This window comes from Microbulbifer sp. GL-2, from assembly GCF_007183175.1.
GTDB lineage: Bacteria > Pseudomonadota > Gammaproteobacteria > Pseudomonadales > Cellvibrionaceae > Microbulbifer.
This window is the reverse complement of the sequence record NZ_AP019807.1, coordinates 536,376-558,710: the sequence shown is the minus strand read 5'-3', so window position 1 is coordinate 558,710 and position 22,335 is coordinate 536,376. Positions and strand designations below refer to the sequence as shown.

Sequence of the window (22,335 nt, the reverse complement as noted above, 5' to 3'; positions counted from 1 at the left end):
GAGGCAATATGCCCAGCTTTTCCCCAAAAACTGTGCCGAATCTGGAGGCCTGGCAGTTCGCTTACACCATCGACGACGGCCACAGTGCCGGCACTATTGTGCGTGCAACAGTAACTCAGAAAGCCGAAGCCGCAACCCCTGAAACCCCCGCAGCCGCCGTACTGAAATGCACCATCGCCGTGATTGACGACCAGAACACCGTGCAAACTGACGGCGCTGGCGACCCAATGACCAGCGTTTATGTCACCACTAAAACCCTGCAAACCGATGGCGGCGAAGCGGTAAACGTCGCCGACCATGTAGCGGGCCTGGTGTCTGATTGCATTGTCGAAGTGGCCAACCGTCTGGCTGTGCATAGTTCGATTGCGGCTATGGCGATTCCTAGCGGGTAAAATCATTTCCCTTTAGAGACCTAATCTGGCACTGTTCACATCGGTAAATTGTCGGTAGATTTCTTTTATCACCAATCTCTTGGTGGACAAGAGGCGACAGATATTACTTTCAGCTGGCAGTTCTTTTCCTGGTGGTTAACTGATGCGCTACAAAGCTGAATGCGGGAAATGAAAAAAATATTTTAAGGAAACATCAATAATGTTAAAAAGATTTTTATTGGTAATGCTGGTTCCATTATCAGTGGCTGCAGAAGTTCCTTCAGACTATGATGTTGTGAGTGCTTATCAAATTGAGAAGGAAACATGTAAGCCAACTGTATACTATGTAAAGAATAAAATTTCAGGTATTGTTCGTGCGATAGAATTAGAAAATCCTTGTAAGATTGTGGATTTTTCTAAAGAAGGGGGTGACACTACTCCACTCAATTGGAGTAGCTACAATACCGGTCAAATCTCAAAGCAAAGTTCACTTACCAAGCAAAGCCTGACTGATTGGAAAATTTTGAGTGAAAACGGAGACTGCTTCTCAACAAGTTATCGGCTAAGCAATGCAAAAACTCAAGAGGTTGTCACTACTACAGTTGAAGATACTTGTAAAAAAATTGATTTCTATCATAACAAAGAAATTAAACATGATTATGTTGTTTCTTCGCAGGTCGCTAGAATTATAGGCAAGGATACAGAAATGGGCTGCGATATCGTTGTTAGCGATAGCTCCGCTCTTGTTGAAGCCATAAATACAGCAAGCCCTGATAATAATGGATACCAAATTTGTTTGCAGCCAGGGGCATATAAAGCATTCAAAATAGAGGGCAAGCAGAATATTTCATTTGCTGCTGTCAACGGTATGGCAAGCATTGTAGGCGATCTTCCACTCATTGATTCCAATACACAAAGTGGTGCTGTTGAAATATTAGACTCTAAGAACATTGATTTTTTTAATATCAATATTCAAAATTTACACGTCTATCGTATTCACCCGGAAGACCCCTCGGCAACAGGCACAGCTCACCAGGTTTCTAGAGCTCTAAATATCCGTGATTCACAGAATATTGGTTTCTATTACTCCAATATTGAGAGCGAAGGCAAGCAAACTGTAAGAACACTCAACTCCTCGGTGATACTAAAAAATACAAGCATTAGCTGCTATTATTTCTGCGTCGATGGTTCTTATTCAAATGTCGATATCTTGGATGCCCGTATAAATACTTTGAATAAAGTATTTCCTGGAGATACGCATTCAATTTTTTGGACTAACTACTCTGATTTCAATATCATAAATCTTAATGTCAATGCTTTATCAGGAAAGGGGCTTTTTGCGGGGATAGCCAACCCGGACAGAAACAAAATAATGATTAGTGGAGATACAGTAATAAAAGGCGATTTATACGGGTGGGTTATAAATCATTTTAATTACTATGGCATTGAAGTTGTGTTATCCGGCACGGAAGGAGAGTCTTACCCTGTAATCGCTGATTTTTACAATGATACCTACAGATCTGGCGGGCCCTCTTACGGAAGTCGAGTTATAAAAAATTAAAAGTACTCGGTGGTTCCACTGATTATAGTGATCCCCCCACCCCAATTTTTGCGCGATGAGGATGCAGTGGTTAGGCTATCCTCCTACATAGGATGGTAGTAATAAGCGAAAATAAAAGTGAGGGCGTTGAAGGTTTGGTGCAAAGCGTCTATGTCACCACCAAATCCCTACAGACGGATGGCGGCGAAGCGGTAAACGTCGCCGACCATGTAGCGGGCCTGGTGTCTGATTGCATTGTCGAAGTGGCCAACCGCCTGGCTGTGCATAGCTCAATTGCGGCTATGGCTATACCGAGTGGGTAGTTAGCTGGCGGTAATTACAACGTATCGGTGTGACTTTTGGGTTGAATAATGGCTTGCGTGATCATACTTACTTCAGGCGTGCGTTAATTTTTAAGATTTAATCAGTTTGAGAAGGACTTTTTATGTACGAAATGGTTGAAATCAGAGATGAAGAATCAAAAGGTCTCATTCTTTTTTCTCTTATAAACCCTAAAAAAGAGAAAATCTGGAGGTTTTCCATCACTCGTGAAGCACTTAATGATCACTTTCAGACAGAGGATAGCTTTGAAAAAGCGAGGGAAAACTTCGAATTAAATAGGGATTTCGTACTGAAGCGTGCTGAAGCTGTAATAGCTGCGGGAGCTTTTGATGGTGAAGGAGTTTATTTGTTAGAAGGGAAAACAATTAATCTCTTTTAGTTTCAGTTGTTCGCCTTTTCACTCAGTATGTACGGATTGATTGCGGCGATAATGATTTCTTGCTGATAAGCCGGGATTTTATCCCGGCCAGTATATAAAATGGGCTTGCTTATGCTGGGTGAAGCTCCAATGTTTTTCCAGATTGAGGGTGAAGTTTCTTGATGTTTTCAATATAAAGATCTTTGTCGCGCCAGCCATCAAAACCCCCTTTATTAGTCAATATATCCTCTACCAGAACCTTGATTAAGGGGATAAGGAATCTGTCATTTTCATCTCTAAATTTTATAATATTTGCTCTTTGTCTCATTAGGGCAAAAAATTTATCTGCTTTACTATCAGTAATAGAGATATTTGCAGTTCTAAACTCCACGTCATTGGTGAAGTTTAAAAAGTACCATTTGATATGGTTGCGCAGCTCCTTATCATTTTCAAGTTCCACACAAAGTTTTTTTAGTTTCTCATCTTTATTGTCGTAGAAGTAGTTGCGCATATTTTCTGTTGTAGGGGAGGTAGTCAGTCGCCATTCACCATCACCTTCTCCCTTAGTAGCATAAACACAAATGCTGGCAAGGTTGGATCTGAGGTCATCATAACTTCTTAGTAATTGTTCTACTAAAATTTCTCGCTGAAAGAGTTCTAGGTTTCTTGTTCTTCTTTCAGAGAGTGAGTTAAGAAATATCCCAAAAATTACTATGCTAAATAGAACCTCAACAATTGTGGAAAGTTGCCCTATCCAGTCAGTAGGCTTTATGTCGCCGTAACCAAGGGTTGTTGCCGTAACAACGCTAAAGTAGAAGCTTTCGAAGAGCCCTATTTCCTCAGAGTGGGAGCTGGAGCTAGCGTGATCGATAAGATTAAAGAGCCAATAAATTAGCGTAAAGGTTATGATATTTGCTAAATAGGCATAGAGAAAGAACTTAGGATCAGCCTTTAACGCTGAGGTATACCATTCTTTTATTTTCTTTTTAAATTCTTTAGCCATAAATATCCTTATTGATCAAAATTCTATATGTTTATGATTCAGTTACTGTTATAGGATCTTAAATAACTGAATATCTTATCTAGGTTCTTGAGCTGCCGGTTTATAAGTTGCTCGCGTGTCGGCCTTGATACTGCCGCTATAGATACATAACAGCCGCCACATTGCATAGGAGATATTTTTCTCGCTGCTGGTTAGCTTGCGCACTTGGGGGTTAGACATATAGCCGAGTAGCGCCGCCGTCTGGGTACCGGTTAATCCGGGCAGGCTAATCTCCGCCGGGGTAGGCGGCTCAAAGCCGGCATCTTTCCTCCCCAAGCGAGCAAGCTGGGGGGAAAAGAGAGACCGCCCGATGAATTGCTATGTACAAGGTTATGAGGGTTCTCTCAACTCCATTCTCTTTTTCTTGAGAAGCTCTTGGTAAGCGTTCCACGGATCTATTGATTCAGATGACGGGTCTTGTTGTCCTACATCCGTTGCACACCTTAGTGATAGCTCATACCTCTCGGCTAAATCGTCAGAGTAGTCCGAAGTCATAGCCGCAGGATATTTTGCAAGTCTGAATACTTTTCTTAGTTCATCATTGTAATAGTCACGCTCTAATAGTCGGTCTGTTTCCCCGCTATCCCAGCGAATATATGTCTTTTCTTGAAGTCCCTGTAAATGCAAAGGAATTAATAATGTAGATATGATTTCATCTGCTCGGATTTCTTTATAGGCGCACCAGTGTGTAGTTATTGATATAATTCCGTTTAGTAAAATAAGATCGCAAGCTAGTGTAGCTTTAACACTTTGGTTGATATCTTGCCGGGAGTAAATTTCAATGAAACCAACTTCATCTACTACAATTTTTTCAATAAATTTCCAGAAGCTCGGGTGTGATGTTCCATCATAAAATGATACTTGGCCATTAGAATCGGCTAATAATCTATTTAGTTGAGCGGTAAAAAAATGTGCTGATACATTTTGAGCGATACGGCTTGCTTCGTGCAAATCTAACCTTGAAACATCCTTTCGTGTATAAATGTCTCCAAAAAAGAAATCCTTCTTTTTCATGGTTTGCTTCCTTTTATTGATAATTGGGGGACATAATACCATTTTGATATCTAAAGTTTATATGCGTTTACTAACTTTATTCATCCTGGCAGCAGCACTAAACGGCTGCGACGAACCTGAGACCTACGACCGTCAACAGTGGCTCCCCCGTTGGTCTGATGCCGATGGAGATTGCCAGAACACTCGCCAGGAGCTATTGATTCGCCTCTCCCTGGCCCCAGTGACCTTTAGCAATGAAAAAGCCTGCACCGTGGTGTCCGGCTTATGGATGGACCCCTATACCGGCCAGTTTTTCCAGAAGGCCTCGGATCTGGATGTTGAACATATCGTCCCACTTTCATGGGCTCATAAGCACGGCGGTGCCAATTGGACGCGGGAACAACGCCGCACCTTCGCCGAAGACCCGGCCAGTCTGTGGCTGGTGGATGATGGTCACAACGAAAGCAGGGGCGATAAAGGCCCCGGTGAATGGTTGCCCCCTTACCTGCCGGCTCGCACTATTTATACCCAGCAGTTTCAGATCATTGCTGAGAAGTATGGGCTGATGTGATCAGTTGAGGTAAGGTCCCATACTCCAATGCAAAATAAAGGGGCAAAGCAATGTATGCTGTAAGTTCGTTCATTGGTTGGTGGAAAAAAAGAAAAAATATAGAAAGAAAGTCGCTCTCAAGTTTGTCTAGTAAGTGGGCAGTGTTGATTGGTGTAATCTGCTTTTTGGTTGCGGCTTACTTTGGGTGGGCGATTAAGAGTGTCCTTCCTGAGGCTATTAAAGTAACAAATCAGGCTGGATGGTCTTGGGAGGCGTTAGGCTTTTGGATATTCGCAGGAATTTTTGGTAGCGTAATTTGGGTCTTTGGCTGTGTGGCTGCTCGTTGTCATACAACCCTTTACGATCGTTGGTTTCTTTAATGTTTTGGTAATCTGCATTCGCAGCTACCACTTTGCTGGTAGCTGCTTATATTGAGCTGTGCGGTTATTCGGAATCTGATGCCTTATCCCACTCTGCGCTATAGCCATTTGCTTTTAAATAGGACCTGAAAGTTCCCATCAGATATTCACTCCACTCTTGCAAGTTGGCCTCTCCACATATTTCTGCAGAGTTTTTTGAGTCCTCCACTAGAGCGTCAACCATTTTCCAGTAAAACTTTGTGAGACTGGTTGCTTCTTCTGAGCTAGCCACTTTCCCTTTATGGAGAATGTTAACAATATCTGGACTATCAAACTCATTCGCGTAGTGCAGGGCTATTTCTTTTTCTTTCTCAAATCGATATTCAATCATAAAGCGTCTTGCACCTCCCTTATGACAGACATTCTATCTGCCAACTCCATCAGTTTTGTTCTTAATTGCGTGGCAGTCATTTTTTCATCTACAGTGAGAAAGGCGTGTTCTCGGTCTTTCTCGTCTATGACAAACTTTAAGCCTTTGGGGACATGGCAGTTTTCAATAACCCAATAAACATCGACGGGATTTCCATCGGACCACTTTTTCTTCAGCTTGTACTTATCTTTTAGGTGTTGCCAGCGCGCAGAAAATGATAGTCCCATCTGTGGGTGAGGTAATACCCACTGTTTGCACTGAGAAAATAGGTAGTCTTTTTCTCGTATGTTGTTATAGGTTTTTCCCTGCTTATCGTCCATGTATAAGGTGGGATGTTCTCCCCTCATTGTTGGACGTGCAAAGAAGCCTTCGAGGCTCTTAACATACTCTCTTATGTCTTGAATGATTCGAAACTGCTCCATGTTTCCCTCAAAAATATTAGGCGCTTCCTTGACTCCTTAGGTCTTAGTGTGCGATCTGCGTACGCCCTCAGTAAAGGTAAGAGTCAAGCAAGATGAAAGTCCATTAGCCGGAGAGTCTAATCACTATCCTTCTGGCGATCAAATCTACCAGTAGAAACCCAAAGCTTTATTTGGTATTTATCAGAGCTTCTTCCATAATTGGTACGCATTTTCGATAGTGCGATGGATTAAGAGCTGAAACGTTGGGGGCAGCTGTGTGTAGAATCGTGCTATCAATGGTGGGAATGGAATCTGTGCAAAGTGGTGCCTTAGTTCCACTCCGTACACATCTGCTAGAGTGATACCCACCGCCTCGCACCATATCGGCAACAGCTCTGCTGGAATGCGCTGAGCCCCTGTTTCCATTTTCGAAATCTGCGAGGGTGTAAGCCCCAGCTTTTGGCTCAGCTGTGCCCCCGTCATCCTTTCCCGTTTCCTTGCTTCGCGCAGGCGCTTGCCCAGTGTGCCTGGCTCAAACATCAACTATCTGCCGTATCCTCACGTAATCCCATAAATTTCGATTTTAGAAATCCTGCAGCATTTTGCATTGCTAAATTAGAAATAATCCAGAATATCTATTTAAGAACTGTGATTTAGCTAGTAGCTTTGGGATGTTTGTCGCCAAAGGCCCGAATAAAGCACTGAATGGACTCAACGGTGACAAGCCGCTGCTACTTAGTTCTTTTGTAGCTGTGAGGGTTTTGTAGTTCCTACAGGAGGTGGACCATGCCAATGACTGCTCATATACAACAACTTCACCACATCAACAATCTATGTGCCGGCCTGGAGTGGGTTGCGGATTGTCCGAATCAGCCGGCCCGTAAAGCCTTGCTGCAGCTTATTGGCGAGGAGGTAGGGCAGGTGCTTCAAGGCGTTATCTTCGCTTATGAGCAAAAGAACCCAGGGGGAGGACCTGCAATTGAAGAGGCAGCCTGACTGCTTTGCAGAGCCGGTGCCGTGAGTGGTGCCGGCCTCATAGTCACTCATTCCCCTTGTCTATTGGCTGCCTGTAGCAATAAACTGTATATATATACAGTATTTAGGTATCCCAGTATGGAGCTTTCCCCACTCTTTGGCCACGGCGTTTCCTGTGGCTTCCCTTCACCCGCTGATGACCACAAGGAGGCGGCCCTAAGCCTGGATGAGCACCTGATCACCAAGCCTGCGGCAACGTTTATGGCGCGGGCGAATGGGGATTCTATGATGGGGCTGGGCATCTTCGATAAGGATCTGTTGATAGTCGATCGCTCGTTGACCCCTGCCCATGGCGATGTGGTTGTGGTGGCCCTGGATGGCCAATTAACCTGCAAGATCCTGGATCTCAAGCGAGGACGGCTGCTATCTGCGAATGGCCGGTATCGGCCTATACCAGTCTGGGAGGGGCAGGAGCTGATTGTGGAGGGAGTCGTCAAGGCATCAGTGCGCTATCACCGCCAAAAGTGAGATAGCTTGCAGTGCAAAACAATATATTTTCTGATTAAAATCAATGGGTTACATTTGTGTATGGTGAATGCTGGCAGTGTTGAGGTCAGCGGTTCGATCCCGCTTAGCTCCACCAAATTTCCCTTGCTTATCAAGGGGTTGTAGAAGAAGAGAAATTGACTTCTGTAAAGTGTACATAAACTGTACATAAACCCGCACACAAACTTGCGGGGATGAAAAAAAGGGCCTTTTAGGCTCTTTTTTTTCGTCTAAAATTCCTATCTATCAAGATTCTATTTCTGTTGCCTCTTTACTCTAGGCAGATTGCTAGGCTTGATTCTTCTTAGAGCTTCCCTCTGCGCCCTTAAAACTAGGTCAAAAGTAACTTGGTCTACCTCTAAAAAGCTCTGGTCTATTGGCTTTTAAATTACGATCAGAAGAGATGAAAGCAGTAAAAACTTTGGTTTTGAGAAGACTAACTTTACTCAAGAAGTACCTTTGTGCTAATTAAAAACGGCTAAATGACTTACTTAGATTATTTCCATTTTGGAGCTTGAGGATGTTGAGTAAGGTGATATAAAGATACTTCTCCAAGCTTAACTTCTAGGCACAGCCAGCGCTATAGATAAAGGATTATCATGAGTAACGTCAATATAAAAAGAGCCATAGATAATATTCGTGCGGGGACTAGTGTTTATACACCCATTGTGGAAGTCGTAGTCAATGCGATTCAAGCAGTTGAATCAAAAAAAATAAGTAATGGCATCATAGATATTACGGTAAAGCGAGATTGTCAGGCTGACCTAGTTGATTCAGTATCAGAAATAGAGGGATTTGAAATTGTTGATAATGGTATAGGTTTTACTAATAAAAATCGTGACTCTTTTGATACTTTTTACTCGGCTCATAAAATAATGGAGGGAGGAAAGGGGTTTGGTCGATTTACTTGCTTGAAGTATTTTGAAAATGTGGAAGTGGAAAGCACATTCTATAAAGATGGGGAGCTGATCGATAGATTTTTCGAGATGGGGAAAGAGTATGAAATAATTGTAAATGAAAAAGTTAAGAAATCTAAACGAAATAACACAGGGAGCAAGATAAAACTTGTAAATTTCAAAAGAAAAAAATTTCCAGAGAAAAAGCTGCAAACTATAGCAAGGATTTTGGTTGAGCGGTTGTTGCCATTTTTCGTTAGTGAAGATAAATGCCCACCAAAAATTGTACTTCGAGAAGAAGATGAGTCAGAAGTGATTATCCTTAATGAGTATGTAGAAGCTCAAGGGAAAATACATGAAATAAAGGAGGCGAGTGGCAACTTTAATATCAAAGGTAACAATAAAGAAGAGTGTTTTATAGCAAGGGTGTTTAAGTTTTATTCGCCTAGAGGGCAAACAAGTAAAGTTAGTCTGGTGGCGCATAGAAGAGAAGTCACAAGTGTTTCTCTACATAAGTATATTCCAGAGTTTATTGATGAATTTTTTGATAGGAAGATTACTGGCGAAGAGCTGGTGGAAAAGAATTTTATCCTCAAGGTATACGTTTTTAGTGAATACTTAGATAAGAATGTATCTCTGGAACGTGGTGGTTTTGAATTTCAAAAAGAAAGCGATACAATTTATGGTATATCTCAGGTTGATATTGAAACAAAATCATCGGAGTTAGCCCGGTTAGCTGTGAACTCAGAGGTTCAGGCTAGATATGAAAAAAAGAAAACCAAAGTAAATAAATACGTGCAGGAAAAAGCTCCTTGGCATATGAGTGTGTTAAATGAAGTTGATTTGACTGATATGCCATATAATGCAAGTGATGAACAAATAGAAACTAAACTGCAAAAGAAAAAGTATGAGCTAGAGATTCAGGTCAGAGCTGAGGTAAATAGTATTTTGGAAAAAGGTGAGCCTGCAGACCTTAAAGAAAAAGCATCTGACATGGTGAGAAAGATTTCTGGATCCGCTAAAAATGATCTTGCTCATTATGTTGCTCTTAGGCGCAGTGTTATTGATCTGTTTGAAAGAAGTTTGCAGCTTGAAGATGATGGTAGCTATTCTTCTGAAGGTATGGTTCACGATATTATCTTTCCAAGGAGGGGTGACACAGATTCAATTCTATTTGAAGAACATAATCTTTGGCTGATAGATGAAAGGCTAAATTTTACTGAGTACCTTTCTTCAGATTTACCCCTGAAGGGAAGACAAGATAGACCAGACCTTCTTGCGTACGATCAGAGAGTTGTTTTTCGGGGTGAAAACGAAGCGACAAACCCGGTCACAATATTTGAGTTTAAAAAGCCTCAGCGTGATGATTTTGTGAATCCATCTTCTCGTGAGGATCCCGTTCAACAAGTCGTGCGATACGTAAGGCGACTTCGTTCCGGTGATTTTAGAACTCCTCAGGGTAGAGAAATTATGATTTCTGAGAATACCCCATTTTATGGATTTGTTGTTTGTGATATGGCAAAAAAAGTTAGGTCCTGGCTAGAGGAAGAGAAGGATTTTAAACCTATGCCAGATAGGTTGGGTTACTTTAAGTGGCATGAAAATTTAAATTTATATATTGAAGTCATTGGCTGGGATAAGGTTTTAAAGGATGCTTCAATGAGAAGTCGAGTATTTTTCCATAAGCTCGGTATAGTTTAGTTTGTTGAATAATTATTTGGTGTGTCTGAAGCAAAGTTATCTACCTTGTAATAGTAGGGTGTTTTATGAGAGGTTGATATATAAGCTGATAGTTTTACGTGCTTCGGTAAATATACCAATTTTTCGATCGAAACCTATCTGTTAGATACGATCTTTAATCTTCCTTGTATGTTGTCTAAGTGCATAGTGCAGTGGATAGCGATAATCTGATAGTTTAATATATGTTGCTCTACCTCTATTGAGTTCCGACAAGATTTTACAGCTCTCCTCAAAGGACAGTTGATTAGATTTATACGTTAAGGGATTAAAACACATGACCAAACTGTTTTTGACCTCATACCTCGCTGAGGTTGCTGATTTAATTGGAAGGTATGAGGAAGGTCTTGAAGGGAAGACAGTTACATTTATTCCAACTGCAAGTATTCCAGAAGAGATTGATTTTTATGTTAATGATGCAAGGCAGGCCTTCGAAAGGTTGGGCCTTGCTGTGGATAACTTGGATATATCCACAGCCTCGATCAGTGAGATTGAAAATAAACTTAAGAACAATGAATACATTTATGTGACTGGCGGCAATACGTTTTTTCTGCTTCAAGAGCTCAGACGGAGTGGGGCAGATAAAATCCTACTGGAGCAGGTAAAATCCGGTAAAACGTATATTGGTGAGTCGGCAGGTTCTGTCATACTTTCACCGAATATTGCGTATATCCAGGAGATGGATAATGCCGATGCTGTAAAGGGTTTAGAGTCTTATGAAGGGCTGAACCTTGTGGATTTCTACCCATTACCTCACTACGGAAATCAACCTTTTAAGGATGCCGCTGAGCATATTCTCTCTAGCTTTTCCAATGAGATAAATCTCTATCCTTGCAGTAATAACCAGGTGATTGCTGTTGTTGATGGCAGTGCTGAGCTTCTAACCGTAGAAGGTGAGTAAGTTCGCTCTGCTCGTACTAACTTGGGTTGATACCTTGAGCTGAGTGAGTACCGAAATTGTTAAAAGGGCTTTTCTAGCCCTTTTTTAAAACTCTCGACCGATTGCCTGCTCATCCAGGTAAATAGCAATTTCTTCGTAATCGATTCCATGCCCAGCTTGGTAGGCTTGGGTAACGCGCTCGTCAGTATGGGCCATTAGGTGTTGTACATCCTTCACGTTATATCCCATCCGTTTAAACCGGTCAGAGGCGAGGCTTCGAACTTCGTGGAAACTGGGTGGAGTTTGGTTCTTGGGTAGGCTGATATATAGGCCAGTAGCGTTGCGGACTTCAGTGAACATATCGCTAAGTCGGTCGGGGATTACCTGGCAAATATGCTCTTTAATTTTTCCCGTCCGGCGTTGCTTAGGTATATGGCTCAGTAGGTAGGGGCAGCGAAAGTTTCTAATGCTCAGTTCTCTTGCCCGGCTAATAAGTTTGCCTAGCTGCTGATGTGTCGTCAGGTTAAAGCTTAAGTGGCTGGCTGCGAGGCTATCTCGTTGGGCTTCGGACTTGTTAATTGTTTTACGTAGATGATTGCCCTGAAGATGCTTATCAAAACGCAGCTCGCAGATATCAGCGCGGCGCTTAGTGGTGTGTCCGTTTTTGATGGGTAGGATCATACTGATACCCATGGCCAATTGAAGTGCTTCATAACCAAGCTCGTCAGCTTTCTCATAGATAGCCCAGTAGGCCTCAAGGGAGAGGCGTTGTCGTTTCTTGGTGGGCTTCCCTTTTTCCAGTAGGCGAGGGCGGTCATCTGCGGTGGTAAAGGGGTTGCTATCGAGTTTGCATAAACCCTCTGCCATTAAGTAATTAAAAAATTTATTAAGCTCTGCACGGCGTGCGTGCTGTTGATGGTAGGTAAGGGATTCCCACCATTTGCGTAAATCAGCCAGTTTGGCTTTGTGTATGGGGATAGCCTCGAAAGCTTCGCCAAACCGCTTTAGGGCGTTACAGCGGTTGCGCCAGCTGGCTTTGTTGGATAAACGCGGGTCATTCTCCACTCGCCATTCTATATAGCCTATGGCGTGATAGGCAAAGCTTGCTCTATCTGGAACCTTGATCGGTTTTCTTACTACTTGCTTGCCGCGTTGAGCATTGGCTTGCTCGGCCATTCTTATGGCGTCTTCAAGCGAGGCTGTGAACACTTTATCTCTAAGGTCTGGGCGGCGGTAGCGCCAATAGTTCTCTCGTCCCCGTGGGTCCGGGTAGAGATTATCGGGTAGTAGAGTGTCGCCCCACATGCGGGGCTTTCTGGGTCTGGCCATTTCCTTGCTCGACTGCAGCTTTGTTGGTGTTGTTCTTAGCCTGCCAGCAGGTCTAGCCCGCTTTTAGGCTGGCCATCGTTGATGGCGGTATTCTGAGCTGGGCTTTTGCCGGTGTGATCGCGTATGGCGAATTTGTCGGCATCGACATAGGGTTCCCCGGCGATGATTTGGCCGGGGATATGTTCGGCAGTGATCCATTCAATGATTTTGTCCCTACCAGGGCGAGAGCCTAATTCAAATTGCTCTCTGGCCCAGGTAGTGCCTTTAACTAGCTTACCCACAGGGCAGCCCTCCGTGGCTTATTCAGGTAAAGCTCGTTCCTTTAGTTCACCATTAACAATGCTATAGCTGGTGAATGTATCGGTTTCTTTATCGAAGATTTGTACCCAGTATTTGAAGCGTTTTTCTTTGGCAATTTGCTCTGCTTTTTCCTTCGCTTCTTTTAGGGTTTCTGCTGATTGCCGGAAATCTTTAGCACCACCCATTAGTAAGTTATAACTGCCGCAAAATAGTGCATACCTTTTCATTGGATTCTCCCATTTAAAAAAAGGGGCTCCGTACCGGCAGCCCAAGGATGGTTACCTCTGGCTGAATGCGCCGGGGCGCGGTTAAATCTTTAGCTGGCCCGGGGGATGGTTCCTTTTTCGATTAAGTCCCGAATCCATACCATGCCTTTGGATGTAACCTTGGTATTAATGTATGGGACCTTAACTGGGCCGCGGTTGTATTCAGCGTTTTCTGCAACTAACAGCCCCTGTTTTACCTCGGTCTTTGTGGGTGAGTTACGCATAGGTTCACGGCTGTGCAAAAGGTCATTATTGCGCAGCAGTTTCAACAGGTTATTCCTACCCATTTCCAGCGTTCGGGCGGCTTGAGTGATTGTGAATAGTTTTTCCTTTTTCACGCTGCCTCCTGGTTATCCACAGTTTGTTTTGGGGGCTGACCTTGGATAGCTTCAGAGAGCGCGGCTATCTGCTCGCGCATGCCGTCTATTTGTAACTGCTGGGTTTCTACCGTGGCCATCAGGTCTTGGGTGATTTGTAACAGCTGGGAGAATTCATTCATGGCCTGTGCCTACCACTTTCTTGAACTTTCTTTCCCGGCCTATTGCCGGCTCCCAGTACTTGCAGAGCTGGCAAGCCCAGCCGCGTAATAACAGCTTCCCGTTAAATACTGGCTCTGCGAGTTTTCCACAGAGAGGGCAGCGTATTCTTGGGAGCTGCTGGGCCTGATTCACGCTGCTCCCTTCCTTTGGGTTTCAAGGTGAGACCATTCGACACAAAGACTGCGAAACTTTTTCTCGCCATGCGCAATGACGTTTTGGGGTTCTTTACCTTGATAGCGAAGGGTAATTACGTTGAGCGCGTGCTGATAGTTATCCCCATCCAGTAGAGCAAGTTCGGCAACGGGGACCGTGAAATCATTGCTATTCCAGGCCGAAAGCAATACCTGTGCAGCAATTGCGCTAGCGCCGGAGTAGCCGTTGGCTATGGTAAGTAGGGTTTCCACGCTCTGTTTTGGGCTGAAATTACTCATGCCGCATCACCTCCAAACGGAGGCCAGCCATCACCCTGTGTAGGTCGAGCCAAAGCAGGTTTTGGCTGCGCTGATACCGTGTTGCGGCCTTTATGATTTGCGGCAACGATTGGCCCGGTACAACTATTTGGGCGTTTGATACCGCGTTGAGTTTGAGTTGTTGGGAGTACATAGACTGTGGCGGTCATACGATGCCCTCGCGGTTATTGCGGGTGCGGAGTGTTCGAATAGTGGGGCGGTGTTGGATGCGGGTGCGTAATTGCTCCTGTGCATCCGCACCAATACCGCTGAGAACTGAAGCGATTAGGGCGAACTGAATTAATCCATGCTCTACCGCTTTGGCCACCGCTTCAGTGCTGTTACGGGCATGCAGCTTGTAAAAGCATTCCGCCAGCAAGTTGGTGACATTGGCTACAGAGCACCGCATAGCTTCGGCGGTCTCTTTGTTGGAAAGCCCACGGGCGCGGTGAGTTAATGCTTCAGCTTGGCGCTAATGACCTTAGATTACGTGCTGTGTGCATTTTGATGCCCTGTCCTTGGTTGATAATCACAGTAGCCGAAAGCTAACCGTTCGATCAATAGCCGTAAGTTAATATTTTTAAAAGCTGCTCTCCTTGATATGCTCAGTGCGCGCTTATCACGGAGGATAAGAATGAAAAAACTAAGACATGCAGTAGTAGGAGTTCTGCTGGTGGCTGGCCTTGAAGGTTGTACTGTAATGAATGAAGCGCCAGCAATAATTAGTGAATACTTTGCCTTGGAGCACTTCTCTAGTAAGCAAGAGGTGTTGAGTAAGGTGAAGCAGGCATTGTTGTTGGATGGGTTTCAGATACGGTCTGCTGATCTAGAAGCTGGTTATATCTCTACATCCCCAAAAAACTGGAAGCTCACGCCGGAGCAGGCCAATTGTGGTGCAAACAAGGGAATAGATTTTTTAGAGGATAATTACACCAAGATCGAAGTAGCTTTTAACGTGGTTGTTGATGATAAAGCTGTGATTGTTCGTTCAAATATTCAGGGCGAATACTTGCCGGAGGAACCAGCTCAGGATCTCACTTTGAATTGTGTTTCTCGCGGCGTTATCGAGGTTGAGATGGTTAAAAAAATACTGATGTGATTCCCAGTGTTCAAAAAGGCCCGCTTAGGCGGGCTTTTTTGTGTCTTACTCAGGGGTATAGGAGCCAATGATTACACCGCAAAACGATATATCCTTGCCTGTAACTTCCATCGGGGAATAGGTTGGGTTGATGGGGCGTAGATAAATATGGCCCATGTCTTCTGCATAGCTTTTGAAGGTGACCTCACCATTTATTTTGGCGATAACTCGGCAGCCATTGGTCAGAGGTTTATCAGGGTCGACAAAAATGATTGTCCCTTCTGGATAAGAGCGCTGGCCTGGGTAGGGGCTAGTCATGCTATCACCATTCACTCGTAATGCGTAAGCCCGGTCTGAGTGAGCAGCGGGGCAGGGTAACCAAGCTTCGGCTTCCCCAGGCTCTAGTAGGTCTACGGCTTCACAAAATGCTCCCGCCTGCACCCAGCTAATCAGTGGGATTCTTCCTTGGATTCGTGGTCCTTGCGTAACATTGCTTCCCTCCTTGACGCCTAGCTCACCAGGTCCACTGCCGGCACCGGTAAGCAGCCAATCTACAGATACTTCGAGAGTTTATGCAATCCGTGTGGCGGTGTTCATGTGTGGCAGCTTTTCGCCGTTGCGGTAGCTCCAAATAGTTACGGTACTTACATCAAACAGGCGCGCTAATGCTTCTTGCGTGTCTTCCACGCCAGCATGAGCGACTGCCTGTTTAAACCGCTTTGCAAAGTCAGGATGTTTCATGAAGACATATTAGCTACAAGTTAATTAATTAGCGGCTATTAATTTTGGGTAGCCGAAAGTTAATACTCGGGCTATTGGTGGCAAGGAGGGGCCGAGATGACCCAGAAAAGGAACAACTCAGTACTTGATGAAGCTGTGAGGGTGTTGGGGTCATCAGCCGAACTGGCGCGGGCTATTGTAGTTTCACCAGCTTTTGTCTCCCAAATGCGTAGCGGGGCGAAGGCGATACCTCCAAAACTCTGTAAAAAAATCGAGCTAGCTACCCAGCGGGTTGTTACCCGTGCTCGCCTGCGCCCTGATGTATTTGGTCCTTTGGACGACCAAGTAAGTATTGAAATCCAGCAAGCAAACTAACTAGGCATAAGTTTGCTGGTAAAACCTGAAGATCAATCATTTTCAAATCCCTCTGTTGCGACATGATGATTCTGCTGTTTGAGGAGTAGGGCGGTAATCCGGTGCGCTATATGGAAATTTATACAGGAGGTGCGTAGTGAGCTTTGAAGCTGCGGCATGGGCCATTAAACGCAGGACCAGAACACCAACAGCAAAACTGGTTTTGATTGCGTTGGCCGATTGCCATAACAGTGACACGGGGCAGTGTGATCCGGGTAACTCTTACCTGGCCGACGTCGCGCAATGCACAAAGCGCTCGGTGATTAATGCCATCGAAGAGCTGGAAGAATTGGGCTACCTGAGTGCCTAAAAACCCAACGAGCGCAGGACCAATTATGACCTCTTTTTACACGTAAACCGGTGCAATGATTTCACCGGTGAAAATAAAACACGAACCGGTGAAATCTGTGCACCCAACCGGTGAAAATGACAACACGTCCTTCTCTATAGAACCAGTAAGAACCAATAAGAAGCCAGTAGAGAGAGGCACAGTTCCAAGTCGCGCCAACCCCAAACGCGGCACTCGCTTGCCTGGAAACTGGGTTCTCACGGACAAATTCCGCATCGAAGCCCAACGCCTCCGCCCAGACCTGATCCACCGAATCCACGACATTGCCGAAAGCTTCCGTGATTACTGGATATCCCAATCCGGCCAGCGGGGCGTAAAACTCGATTGGCTCGCTACCTGGCGCAACTGGCTAAAACGCGAGAAGTACTTCGCACCTCAACCCCGGGCGTCAGGGCAACAGCGAACACGAAGTCTCAGCGCAGTCGAAATCGCAACGGATACCAACTGGTAAAACCCAATCACCAAGGAGAGCTCACCATGTGCACAGTCACCATCCCAGAAGCCATAGCAAGGATTTCCACCACCAACCCCAGCAGCCCGCTGGCCGTATTCCGCACCAAGTACGCTCACCTCGTGGAGGTTGTGTTCGCGAATACGTTAGTTACCCAATTCTGGATAAACCAGGGTCATATAAATTACCTGGGCACCTATCACCGCGACAATTTGTATGCGGCCGAAAGGCGATTTCAGGATTATTACGAGAGCATGCCGAAGGCAGCGTGACGGGGTGTGTGGTTGGTTTTTGGTTGCTTGAAAATTGCTTGGGGGGCATGACATGAAATTCGAAAGTGCTAGACAAGCATGGCACGACGCCTTTGATAGCTCCACAGCTGCATTTGATTATGAAGCCATGGGCGGCAGAAGTACGGTTTCCTCAGCTGGGAGAGGGCGAAAGGTTGTAATTTGCGGAGAAGTGCAAGGCAGGGCCAACCAAGTTATTTGCCGGGTTGCAGCCCCAACAGTAATTGCGAAAGAAACTCCCGGAGCTAAGGACCGCGGCAACCGCATCATGGATGCCTGTGAAAAGGGGTTAATCCAAGATGTAGTCGCCAAGCTGCGAGTGAATGACTCGTTGGCTTACTGCTGGGGCATGGCTGCCTATGCGCCACCGGCAAAAAGATTTAAAGAGCGGGCGGCGCTACTGCAGTATCTGATGTCTGAATTCGACAAGTGGGAGGAGCCGCACCCGAGGGATAAGGTTAGCTAACTGGCGTTATTTTGTATTGGTGCGTGTGCACTGCGCGATGTAAATAGCCGATTAATAGAACTGGGCCATGCGCGGACAATTTTAGGGTGTGACAAAAAACGTTGGGATAGGGAGTGGGTGAAGATTTGGAAGTGCTTGCAGCGGCGTTTGGACCCTTTACCCGCAAGAGCTTTAGGGTCTGTTTCTGAGGTTGTGCAGGAGTACAGAGGGCGGCTTAAAGCCGGTTTTTTTGTGCCTAGATGTTAATAAGCTTTACTGCCATTGATAAATTTTTGCAGGTCTAAACCACACTTATATCTATATCTATATCTATATCTATATCTATATCTATATCTATATCTATATCTATATCTATATCTATATCTATATCTATATCTTTTTGAGTGGCTATTCCGCAAAGTGTGATCAGGTGCTAGGTTTTTATGTGTAATATTTGTATTAAATCCAATGAGTGAGAAAGGTTCTGCTCGTGAAATTTTGATTTTTTTTACTTGGTAAGATCGTACCGGAAAAAGATGATAAATTAAAAGTAGTATGATTTACTTGGTTTTAGGTGTGTTATAAGCTTCACATTTCTCTAATGTAGTTAATCAATATTTATTAATGGATTTTTATGTTTTTTAGAAATACCGTAAAAACAATAGCTGTTTCTGTGGCCCTATTAGCCTTCGGCGCGCAAGCTAAAACGTTCAAGTATGAACTTCAAGATCTGCATTCATCAGGTGCGGACATACAATACCCGGGGCTTGATTTGAATGGGGCTAGTTCCGCAACGTTGACCATTGATCAAGCGGACCAGGATTCCTCCCCTGTAATTACTTCGCTAGAAATTAATTTCCCTTCTGCATCAAATCTGTTAGTGAAAAACTTCAAGCAGCTTCCGGGTTCTGCGGCTCGTGCGTCGGTCAGTAATGCTTGGGTGTACCGCCAAGTTAATGTTGAAGTACATGGTTTTGATATTGAAAATCCAAATGATCAAATGATTAACATTGACGGTTATGTATCTGAAGCTGATAGCTTTATTGGAAGCGGTCAATCTGATAATTTGGGGGGGAGACTATTTCATGCCGCCGGGAAATTGGTTGATGTGACTCCGAGCAAAATTGTTGATGTTGAATGGCTCACAGTCAACGATGATCGACTCAGGTTATCACTTAGGAGCAATCCAATCTCTATTCCTGATTCTAACTTTGGTGAGATGGCTTTTGCTATCGATTCTCTGTGGCTTGGAAAAGGGGAGGAAGTTCTGTATTTTCATGCACCCTTTGGTGATGAAACAAAATTTATTGAACCATATATGTTAGAGGTTTCAACAATTACTGGGCCTGATGGGGATGAATACTCCATAAGAATTTTAGCTAAAGATATGCACGGTAATGAATTTCCAACGCCAGATTTACCTCTGAGGCACCTGCTTGAAGATGCTTACGATTTTATACCTGTTCCTTAATTTTTATTAAGAGCTAAAAAGTATTTATTTGTTTTAGTTTAAACCCTAAATAAAATTGCTGTATAGTTACGATTGTTTCGTGACGCTTTTAACCCGCCCTGTGCGGGTTTTTTCATTTCTGGTGATTCCATGTTCGATAATGAGTATTTCACAAACGCAGAGTTATCTTGCCGTTGCTGTGGTAAAAATCACTTCAAGAATGGAACGATCAGGCGCCTAATTCGAGTTCGTGGGTATTATGGCAAGCCAATGGTGATTAGCTTCGGTTAGCGCTGCCCAGCTCATAACACCAGAATAAATACCACCATGACCCATACCACCGGGCAGGCTGTTGATGTCTCTGTGGCTGTTGGCGGGGCGCATCAGCTTATAAAAATTGCCTTAGAAGAGGGTTTCACCGGTATAGGCGTGAAGCAGAAAGGGCCAATCAAAAAGCGGTTTATCCACTTGGATGACCTTGAGTCAATTCCTGGCGAGCGTGCGCGCCCTACGGTGTGGAGCTACTAATGATTTCAGCTATATCCAACCTGCTCGGCAAGGTCATAGACAAGGCATTCCCGGATAAGACAGAAGCCAATCGCCTAAAGGCACAGGCAGATTCAAAGTTAATCTCAATGGACCTGGAGGAGCTGAAAGCGGCAACCCAGGTAATCACTGCGGAAGCTAAGGGAGAATCATGGCTACAAAGAAACTAGCGGCCGGTAACAATGCTCACATCCGTGGGGCTGATCGTCTTTCATTGGCTGGGGTGGACGGCTCCAATCGAATTTGAGAAATGTGCTTAGAGAGGTGTCTGGTTAGGTTTGACCACAACACAAGAGAGCGGTAGCCTTTTTTAGTTTCTCTTTCTCCCGCTCTAGTCGATTAATCCGGGCCTCAAGCTCCTGGGTTTTCTGTTGCTCCGATGTGAGCACTTTACTGGCAGGGGCTCACCGCCTCGTTCAGCCTCAAGCTGCTTTACCCATCGGCGGATGCCGGTGGTGCCGACATCCAGTGACCGGGCCGTTTCCGAAATCGAATAGCCCTGATCGACGACCAGACGGGCAGCATCTAATTTGAACTCAGGAGAAAAAGATCGACGTTGTTTACTCATTGAACACCTCTGTCTCAGGCGGAGACTTTACCCCCTAAATTGGTGTCCGGGTTTAGTAGACCACTACAGAACGACTTTGCTCTTCAGGAGTGTATGCTGATCTATTAAAGAAATATGGTGTATCAGAAAAGGCAAATGTATGTCCGTAAAATAGTATGTTAGTTGGAGATTCAATGAACGAAGTACGGTAGTGATTCTTCTTGCTGGTATTGACCACTAGCTACAAATTAAATACTCGGAGCAATGTTTATCTATCAATTTTACACGCCTGAATAGCCTTTAAGGTGTCACCAATTCCCCAATTGTTGACATCCTAATCACCATTAATAGAGTTTAATAATGAAAGTTGACGCCAGGTAGTGTGTCATGGCGATGTAAGGTCCGTACTATGGCCTAATCTACTATCTAGAGATTCACTACTTTTCGTGTCATCACTGAGTATTGTTATGCAAAATAAGAACTTAAGGAAGCTTTTTCTGCTCGCTATTCTATTTGGCTATACATTACGGGCTTTTGCGGCGATGCCATCGGATTCGATGAAGTTAAATGTTGCGATAGAGAAAGATGCGCCACCTTATGTGGATAATCGTGCGGAGCGCGGGCTTGAGGTGGATGTAATATTGAAATCCCTCCCTGGCTATTCAATAACCTTCATACAGATGGGGTGGGGATATATTCCAGATGCTATGAATAAGGGGGTTGCAAATGCAGAAGCAAATGCGATCAAGCATGAAGATCCTGATAAATACTATTACTCAAACTATTATATTGGATTTGTGAATTATGCGATCAGTCATAAAGGGAAAGATTATAAAATTGACAAAGTGGAGGATCTTGTTGGACACGATCTCATCGTTTGGAAGAATGCGCATCTGGTTCTAGGGCCGGAGTTTAAACGTCTGTTCTCCCCAGGAGCACCAGGAAGAAAGAATTATGTTGAGGCACAAAATTCAAAGAATCAAGTTCTAGATTTCTGGAAGAACCCAGATTCTGTAATTATTGTCGATAAAAGCATATTTATGAACTTTTCCATCATAGAGGGTCACTCAATGGATGAGGTGAATATCCATAAGATATTTCTGCCGGTTACTAAGTTTAAAATGGCATTTAAGGAAGAAAAACCTAGAGATGATTTCAATAATGGATTGGCCCTTCTTTGCTCTAATGGCGTGTACGCCAAGCTACTGAAAGAGTATGGTGTTCCAAAAAAGGCAAATGTGTGCCAGTAAGTGTGTGTATTATTGGAGTTTCAAAAGACTGAGTACGGTAGAGGATCTTCTCGGTGACAAGTTAACCAGTATACTTAATCGGGCTATTAGCACGTACGATTCATCTCGTCGGACATCAAGAGAGCGGTAGCCTTTTTTAGTATCTTTTTCTCCCGCTCTAGTCGATTAATCGGGCCCCAAGCTCCTAGAATTTCTGTTACTCGGATGTGAGAGCTTTACTGGCTGGGGCTCACCGCCTCGTTCAGCCTCAAGCTGCTTTACCCATCGGCGGATGCTGGTGGTGCCGACATCCAGTGACCGGGCCGCTTCCGAAATCGAATAGCCCGGATCGACGACCAGGTGGGCAGCATCTAATTTGAATTCAGGAGAAAAAGATCGACATTGTTTACTCATTGAACACTTCTGTCTCAGGCGGCGACTTTACCATCTAAATTGGTGTCCGGATTTAGTAGACCACTACAGTATTTCCTGACAAGGCAGAAGCTAACCGGC

The 22,335-nt window shown here is 44.4% G+C and carries 34 protein-coding genes and 3 pseudogenes; 20 read left to right on the top strand and 17 right to left on the bottom strand.

Annotated elements, in window-relative coordinates:
- Positions 1–8 precede the first annotated feature (8 nt).
- The 4 genes from GL2_RS02480 to GL2_RS02465 all read left to right on the top strand — a co-directional run bounded on the left by GL2_RS02480 (position 9) and on the right by GL2_RS02465 (position 2,632).
- A complete protein-coding gene (locus GL2_RS02480) occupies positions 9–392 on the top strand; it encodes a hypothetical protein (RefSeq protein ID WP_143729141.1) in 384 nt (127 codons plus the stop codon).
- A gap of 199 nt (positions 393–591) precedes the next feature.
- Positions 592–1,932: a hypothetical protein gene (locus tag GL2_RS02475; protein ID WP_143729140.1), complete on the top strand. Its 1,341-nt coding sequence runs from the start codon at positions 592–594 to the stop codon at positions 1,930–1,932.
- A gap of 92 nt (positions 1,933–2,024) precedes the next feature.
- Positions 2,025–2,234 (top strand): hypothetical protein, encoded by a 210-nt coding sequence (locus GL2_RS02470; protein WP_143729139.1) that lies wholly within the window; start codon positions 2,025–2,027, stop codon positions 2,232–2,234.
- Between the two features lie 122 nt (positions 2,235–2,356).
- Positions 2,357–2,632, top strand: a complete 276-nt coding sequence (locus tag GL2_RS02465; RefSeq protein WP_143729138.1) for a DUF1488 family protein — start codon at positions 2,357–2,359, stop codon at positions 2,630–2,632.
- Positions 2,633–2,741: 109 nt separating this feature from the next.
- Here GL2_RS02465 and GL2_RS02460 read toward each other — a convergent pair whose 3' ends face one another.
- From GL2_RS02460 to GL2_RS02450, 3 genes are all read right to left on the bottom strand, one after another.
- On the bottom strand, positions 2,742–3,614 hold the full coding sequence (locus tag GL2_RS02460; protein WP_143729137.1) for a potassium channel family protein: 873 nt from the start codon (positions 3,612–3,614) through the stop codon (positions 2,742–2,744).
- 75 nt (positions 3,615–3,689) lie between these two features.
- Complete coding sequence (locus tag GL2_RS02455) at positions 3,690–3,929, bottom strand: hypothetical protein (protein WP_143729136.1); 240 nt, start codon at positions 3,927–3,929, stop codon at positions 3,690–3,692.
- Positions 3,930–3,983: 54 nt separating this feature from the next.
- Complete coding sequence (locus GL2_RS02450; protein ID WP_143729135.1) at positions 3,984–4,667, bottom strand: hypothetical protein; 684 nt, start codon at positions 4,665–4,667, stop codon at positions 3,984–3,986.
- A 61-nt stretch (positions 4,668–4,728) separates the two neighbouring features.
- Here GL2_RS02450 and GL2_RS02445 point away from each other — a divergent pair, with 61 nt between their 5' ends.
- Together GL2_RS02445 and GL2_RS02440 are read left to right on the top strand one after the other, a co-directional pair.
- Positions 4,729–5,217 carry a DUF1524 domain-containing protein gene (locus tag GL2_RS02445; RefSeq protein ID WP_143729134.1) on the top strand — a complete coding sequence of 163 codons (489 nt, stop codon included), beginning with the start codon at positions 4,729–4,731 and terminating at the stop codon, positions 5,215–5,217.
- A 50-nt stretch (positions 5,218–5,267) separates the two neighbouring features.
- Entirely contained in the window at positions 5,268–5,576 is a 309-nt protein-coding gene (locus GL2_RS02440; protein ID WP_143729133.1) for a hypothetical protein, read from the top strand.
- A gap of 64 nt (positions 5,577–5,640) precedes the next feature.
- Here GL2_RS02440 and GL2_RS02435 read toward each other — a convergent pair whose 3' ends face one another.
- From GL2_RS02435 to GL2_RS02425, 3 genes are all read right to left on the bottom strand, one after another.
- Positions 5,641–5,946, bottom strand: coding sequence for a hypothetical protein (locus GL2_RS02435; protein WP_143729132.1), 306 nt, complete (start codon positions 5,944–5,946; stop codon positions 5,641–5,643).
- On the bottom strand, positions 5,943–6,407 hold the full coding sequence (locus tag GL2_RS02430; protein ID WP_143729131.1) for a hypothetical protein: 465 nt from the start codon (positions 6,405–6,407) through the stop codon (positions 5,943–5,945). Before GL2_RS02430 ends, GL2_RS02435 begins: the two co-directional genes overlap by 4 nt.
- A 180-nt stretch (positions 6,408–6,587) precedes the next feature.
- Positions 6,588–6,926, bottom strand: a complete 339-nt coding sequence (locus tag GL2_RS02425) for a helix-turn-helix domain-containing protein (RefSeq protein WP_143729130.1) — start codon at positions 6,924–6,926, stop codon at positions 6,588–6,590.
- A 246-nt stretch (positions 6,927–7,172) separates the two neighbouring features.
- On the opposite strand from GL2_RS02425, the gene GL2_RS02420 reads away from it, so the two are divergent.
- The 4 genes from GL2_RS02420 to GL2_RS02405 all read left to right on the top strand — a co-directional run bounded on the left by GL2_RS02420 (position 7,173) and on the right by GL2_RS02405 (position 11,441).
- Positions 7,173–7,382, top strand: a complete 210-nt coding sequence (locus GL2_RS02420) for a hypothetical protein (RefSeq protein WP_143729129.1) — start codon at positions 7,173–7,175, stop codon at positions 7,380–7,382.
- 117 nt (positions 7,383–7,499) lie between these two features.
- Positions 7,500–7,889, top strand: a complete 390-nt coding sequence (locus GL2_RS02415; RefSeq protein WP_143729128.1) for a LexA family transcriptional regulator — start codon at positions 7,500–7,502, stop codon at positions 7,887–7,889.
- A gap of 617 nt (positions 7,890–8,506) precedes the next feature.
- The gene (locus GL2_RS02410) at positions 8,507–10,504 is read left to right on the top strand and encodes an ATP-binding protein (protein ID WP_143729127.1); all 1,998 of its coding nucleotides are present in this window, start codon (positions 8,507–8,509) and stop codon (positions 10,502–10,504) included.
- A 313-nt stretch (positions 10,505–10,817) separates the two neighbouring features.
- Positions 10,818–11,441, top strand: a complete 624-nt coding sequence (locus GL2_RS02405) for a Type 1 glutamine amidotransferase-like domain-containing protein (protein ID WP_143729126.1) — start codon at positions 10,818–10,820, stop codon at positions 11,439–11,441.
- Between the two features lie 84 nt (positions 11,442–11,525).
- Here the strand turns inward: GL2_RS02405 and GL2_RS02400 are convergent, their stop codons facing one another.
- The 7 genes and pseudogenes from GL2_RS02400 to GL2_RS02375 all read right to left on the bottom strand — a co-directional run.
- Positions 11,526–12,749 carry a tyrosine-type recombinase/integrase gene (locus tag GL2_RS02400; RefSeq protein ID WP_143729125.1) on the bottom strand — a complete coding sequence of 408 codons (1,224 nt, stop codon included), beginning with the start codon at positions 12,747–12,749 and terminating at the stop codon, positions 11,526–11,528.
- Positions 12,750–12,784: 35 nt separating this feature from the next.
- Positions 12,785–13,030 carry a hypothetical protein gene (locus GL2_RS02395; protein ID WP_143729124.1) on the bottom strand — a complete coding sequence of 82 codons (246 nt, stop codon included), beginning with the start codon at positions 13,028–13,030 and terminating at the stop codon, positions 12,785–12,787.
- A gap of 18 nt (positions 13,031–13,048) precedes the next feature.
- On the bottom strand, positions 13,049–13,276 hold the full coding sequence (locus GL2_RS02390; protein WP_020412063.1) for a hypothetical protein: 228 nt from the start codon (positions 13,274–13,276) through the stop codon (positions 13,049–13,051).
- 89 nt (positions 13,277–13,365) lie between these two features.
- Positions 13,366–13,653 carry a phage antirepressor KilAC domain-containing protein gene (locus GL2_RS02385; RefSeq protein WP_143729123.1) on the bottom strand — a complete coding sequence of 96 codons (288 nt, stop codon included), beginning with the start codon at positions 13,651–13,653 and terminating at the stop codon, positions 13,366–13,368.
- Complete coding sequence (locus GL2_RS21390; protein ID WP_172621033.1) at positions 13,650–13,814, bottom strand: hypothetical protein; 165 nt, start codon at positions 13,812–13,814, stop codon at positions 13,650–13,652. Before GL2_RS21390 ends, GL2_RS02385 begins: the two co-directional genes overlap by 4 nt.
- 168 nt (positions 13,815–13,982) lie before the next feature.
- Positions 13,983–14,285, bottom strand: coding sequence for a hypothetical protein (locus GL2_RS02380; protein WP_143729122.1), 303 nt, complete (start codon positions 14,283–14,285; stop codon positions 13,983–13,985).
- Between the two features lie 184 nt (positions 14,286–14,469).
- Positions 14,470–14,715 (bottom strand): annotated as a pseudogene (locus GL2_RS02375) (DNA-binding response regulator); the annotation flags it as partial.
- Between the two features lie 222 nt (positions 14,716–14,937).
- Between GL2_RS02375 and GL2_RS02370 the strand changes: the two are divergent.
- A complete protein-coding gene (locus GL2_RS02370; protein ID WP_143729121.1) occupies positions 14,938–15,402 on the top strand; it encodes a hypothetical protein in 465 nt (154 codons plus the stop codon).
- A gap of 45 nt (positions 15,403–15,447) precedes the next feature.
- On the opposite strand, the gene GL2_RS02365 is transcribed toward GL2_RS02370, so the two are convergent.
- Entirely contained in the window at positions 15,448–15,822 is a 375-nt protein-coding gene (locus GL2_RS02365) for a LexA family transcriptional regulator (RefSeq protein WP_232053742.1), read from the bottom strand.
- 129 nt (positions 15,823–15,951) lie between these two features.
- On the bottom strand, positions 15,952–16,122 hold the full coding sequence (locus GL2_RS02360; RefSeq protein WP_143729119.1) for a helix-turn-helix transcriptional regulator: 171 nt from the start codon (positions 16,120–16,122) through the stop codon (positions 15,952–15,954).
- Between the two features lie 96 nt (positions 16,123–16,218).
- Here GL2_RS02360 and GL2_RS02355 point away from each other — a divergent pair, with 96 nt between their 5' ends.
- From GL2_RS02355 to GL2_RS02325, 8 genes are all read left to right on the top strand, one after another.
- Positions 16,219–16,476, top strand: a complete 258-nt coding sequence (locus tag GL2_RS02355) for a YdaS family helix-turn-helix protein (protein WP_143729118.1) — start codon at positions 16,219–16,221, stop codon at positions 16,474–16,476.
- A 136-nt stretch (positions 16,477–16,612) separates the two neighbouring features.
- Positions 16,613–16,825, top strand: coding sequence for a helix-turn-helix domain-containing protein (locus GL2_RS02350; protein WP_143729117.1), 213 nt, complete (start codon positions 16,613–16,615; stop codon positions 16,823–16,825).
- 67 nt (positions 16,826–16,892) lie between these two features.
- Complete coding sequence (locus tag GL2_RS21385) at positions 16,893–17,315, top strand: hypothetical protein (protein ID WP_172621032.1); 423 nt, start codon at positions 16,893–16,895, stop codon at positions 17,313–17,315.
- Between the two features lie 26 nt (positions 17,316–17,341).
- Positions 17,342–17,587, top strand: coding sequence for a hypothetical protein (locus GL2_RS21380; RefSeq protein ID WP_172621031.1), 246 nt, complete (start codon positions 17,342–17,344; stop codon positions 17,585–17,587).
- Between the two features lie 52 nt (positions 17,588–17,639).
- Positions 17,640–18,071 (top strand): hypothetical protein, encoded by a 432-nt coding sequence (locus GL2_RS21800; protein WP_232053741.1) that lies wholly within the window; start codon positions 17,640–17,642, stop codon positions 18,069–18,071.
- Between the two features lie 613 nt (positions 18,072–18,684).
- The gene (locus GL2_RS02335) at positions 18,685–19,521 is read left to right on the top strand and encodes a hypothetical protein (RefSeq protein ID WP_143729116.1); all 837 of its coding nucleotides are present in this window, start codon (positions 18,685–18,687) and stop codon (positions 19,519–19,521) included.
- 306 nt (positions 19,522–19,827) lie between these two features.
- Positions 19,828–20,028 carry a hypothetical protein gene (locus tag GL2_RS21650; RefSeq protein ID WP_197736514.1) on the top strand — a complete coding sequence of 67 codons (201 nt, stop codon included), beginning with the start codon at positions 19,828–19,830 and terminating at the stop codon, positions 20,026–20,028.
- A complete protein-coding gene (locus tag GL2_RS02325) occupies positions 20,028–20,216 on the top strand; it encodes a hypothetical protein (protein WP_143729115.1) in 189 nt (62 codons plus the stop codon). Before GL2_RS21650 ends, GL2_RS02325 begins: the two co-directional genes overlap by 1 nt.
- Positions 20,217–20,324: 108 nt before the next feature.
- On the opposite strand, the pseudogene GL2_RS02320 reads toward GL2_RS02325, so the two are convergent.
- A pseudogene (locus GL2_RS02320) lies at positions 20,325–20,614 on the bottom strand (transposase); the annotation flags it as partial.
- A gap of 446 nt (positions 20,615–21,060) precedes the next feature.
- On the opposite strand from GL2_RS02320, the gene GL2_RS02315 reads away from it, so the two are divergent.
- Positions 21,061–21,843: an ABC transporter substrate-binding protein gene (locus tag GL2_RS02315; RefSeq protein ID WP_143729114.1), complete on the top strand. Its 783-nt coding sequence runs from the start codon at positions 21,061–21,063 to the stop codon at positions 21,841–21,843.
- Between the two features lie 75 nt (positions 21,844–21,918).
- On the opposite strand, the pseudogene GL2_RS02310 reads toward GL2_RS02315, so the two are convergent.
- A pseudogene (locus GL2_RS02310) lies at positions 21,919–22,236 on the bottom strand (transposase); the annotation flags it as partial.
- Positions 22,237–22,335 lie beyond the last annotated feature (99 nt).

Bases quoted from the DNA above. Each gene is read 5' to 3' on its own strand.
- GL2_RS02325 (WP_143729115.1), top strand. From the start codon at position 20,028: ATGATTTCAGCTATATCCAACCTGCTCGGCAAGGTCATAGACAAGGCA.
- GL2_RS02470 (WP_143729139.1), top strand. From the start codon at position 2,025: ATGGTAGTAATAAGCGAAAATAAAAGTGAGGGCGTTGAAGGTTTGGTG.
- GL2_RS02335 (WP_143729116.1), top strand. From the start codon at position 18,685: ATGTTTTTTAGAAATACCGTAAAAACAATAGCTGTTTCTGTGGCCCTA.
- GL2_RS21380 (WP_172621031.1), top strand. From the start codon at position 17,342: ATGTGCACAGTCACCATCCCAGAAGCCATAGCAAGGATTTCCACCACC.
- GL2_RS02400 (WP_143729125.1), bottom strand. From the start codon at position 12,749: ATGGCCAGACCCAGAAAGCCCCGCATGTGGGGCGACACTCTACTACCC.
- GL2_RS02440 (WP_143729133.1), top strand. From the start codon at position 5,268: ATGTATGCTGTAAGTTCGTTCATTGGTTGGTGGAAAAAAAGAAAAAAT.
- GL2_RS02460 (WP_143729137.1), bottom strand. From the start codon at position 3,614: ATGGCTAAAGAATTTAAAAAGAAAATAAAAGAATGGTATACCTCAGCG.
- GL2_RS02415 (WP_143729128.1), top strand. From the start codon at position 7,500: ATGGAGCTTTCCCCACTCTTTGGCCACGGCGTTTCCTGTGGCTTCCCT.
- GL2_RS02410 (WP_143729127.1), top strand. From the start codon at position 8,507: ATGAGTAACGTCAATATAAAAAGAGCCATAGATAATATTCGTGCGGGG.
- GL2_RS21800 (WP_232053741.1), top strand. From the start codon at position 17,640: ATGAAATTCGAAAGTGCTAGACAAGCATGGCACGACGCCTTTGATAGC.
- GL2_RS02435 (WP_143729132.1), bottom strand. From the start codon at position 5,946: ATGATTGAATATCGATTTGAGAAAGAAAAAGAAATAGCCCTGCACTAC.
- GL2_RS02465 (WP_143729138.1), top strand. From the start codon at position 2,357: ATGTACGAAATGGTTGAAATCAGAGATGAAGAATCAAAAGGTCTCATT.
- GL2_RS02420 (WP_143729129.1), top strand. From the start codon at position 7,173: ATGCCAATGACTGCTCATATACAACAACTTCACCACATCAACAATCTA.
- GL2_RS02380 (WP_143729122.1), bottom strand. From the start codon at position 14,285: ATGAGTAATTTCAGCCCAAAACAGAGCGTGGAAACCCTACTTACCATA.
- GL2_RS02445 (WP_143729134.1), top strand. From the start codon at position 4,729: ATGCGTTTACTAACTTTATTCATCCTGGCAGCAGCACTAAACGGCTGC.
- GL2_RS02430 (WP_143729131.1), bottom strand. From the start codon at position 6,407: ATGGAGCAGTTTCGAATCATTCAAGACATAAGAGAGTATGTTAAGAGC.
- GL2_RS21390 (WP_172621033.1), bottom strand. From the start codon at position 13,814: ATGAATGAATTCTCCCAGCTGTTACAAATCACCCAAGACCTGATGGCC.
- GL2_RS02405 (WP_143729126.1), top strand. From the start codon at position 10,818: ATGACCAAACTGTTTTTGACCTCATACCTCGCTGAGGTTGCTGATTTA.
- GL2_RS02370 (WP_143729121.1), top strand. From the start codon at position 14,938: ATGAAAAAACTAAGACATGCAGTAGTAGGAGTTCTGCTGGTGGCTGGC.
- GL2_RS21650 (WP_197736514.1), top strand. From the start codon at position 19,828: ATGACCCATACCACCGGGCAGGCTGTTGATGTCTCTGTGGCTGTTGGC.
- GL2_RS02475 (WP_143729140.1), top strand. From the start codon at position 592: ATGTTAAAAAGATTTTTATTGGTAATGCTGGTTCCATTATCAGTGGCT.
- GL2_RS02450 (WP_143729135.1), bottom strand. From the start codon at position 4,667: ATGAAAAAGAAGGATTTCTTTTTTGGAGACATTTATACACGAAAGGAT.
- GL2_RS02480 (WP_143729141.1), top strand. From the start codon at position 9: ATGCCCAGCTTTTCCCCAAAAACTGTGCCGAATCTGGAGGCCTGGCAG.
- GL2_RS02315 (WP_143729114.1), top strand. From the start codon at position 21,061: ATGCAAAATAAGAACTTAAGGAAGCTTTTTCTGCTCGCTATTCTATTT.
- GL2_RS02360 (WP_143729119.1), bottom strand. From the start codon at position 16,122: ATGAAACATCCTGACTTTGCAAAGCGGTTTAAACAGGCAGTCGCTCAT.
- GL2_RS02355 (WP_143729118.1), top strand. From the start codon at position 16,219: ATGACCCAGAAAAGGAACAACTCAGTACTTGATGAAGCTGTGAGGGTG.
- GL2_RS02390 (WP_020412063.1), bottom strand. From the start codon at position 13,276: ATGAAAAGGTATGCACTATTTTGCGGCAGTTATAACTTACTAATGGGT.
- GL2_RS02425 (WP_143729130.1), bottom strand. From the start codon at position 6,926: ATGTTTGAGCCAGGCACACTGGGCAAGCGCCTGCGCGAAGCAAGGAAA.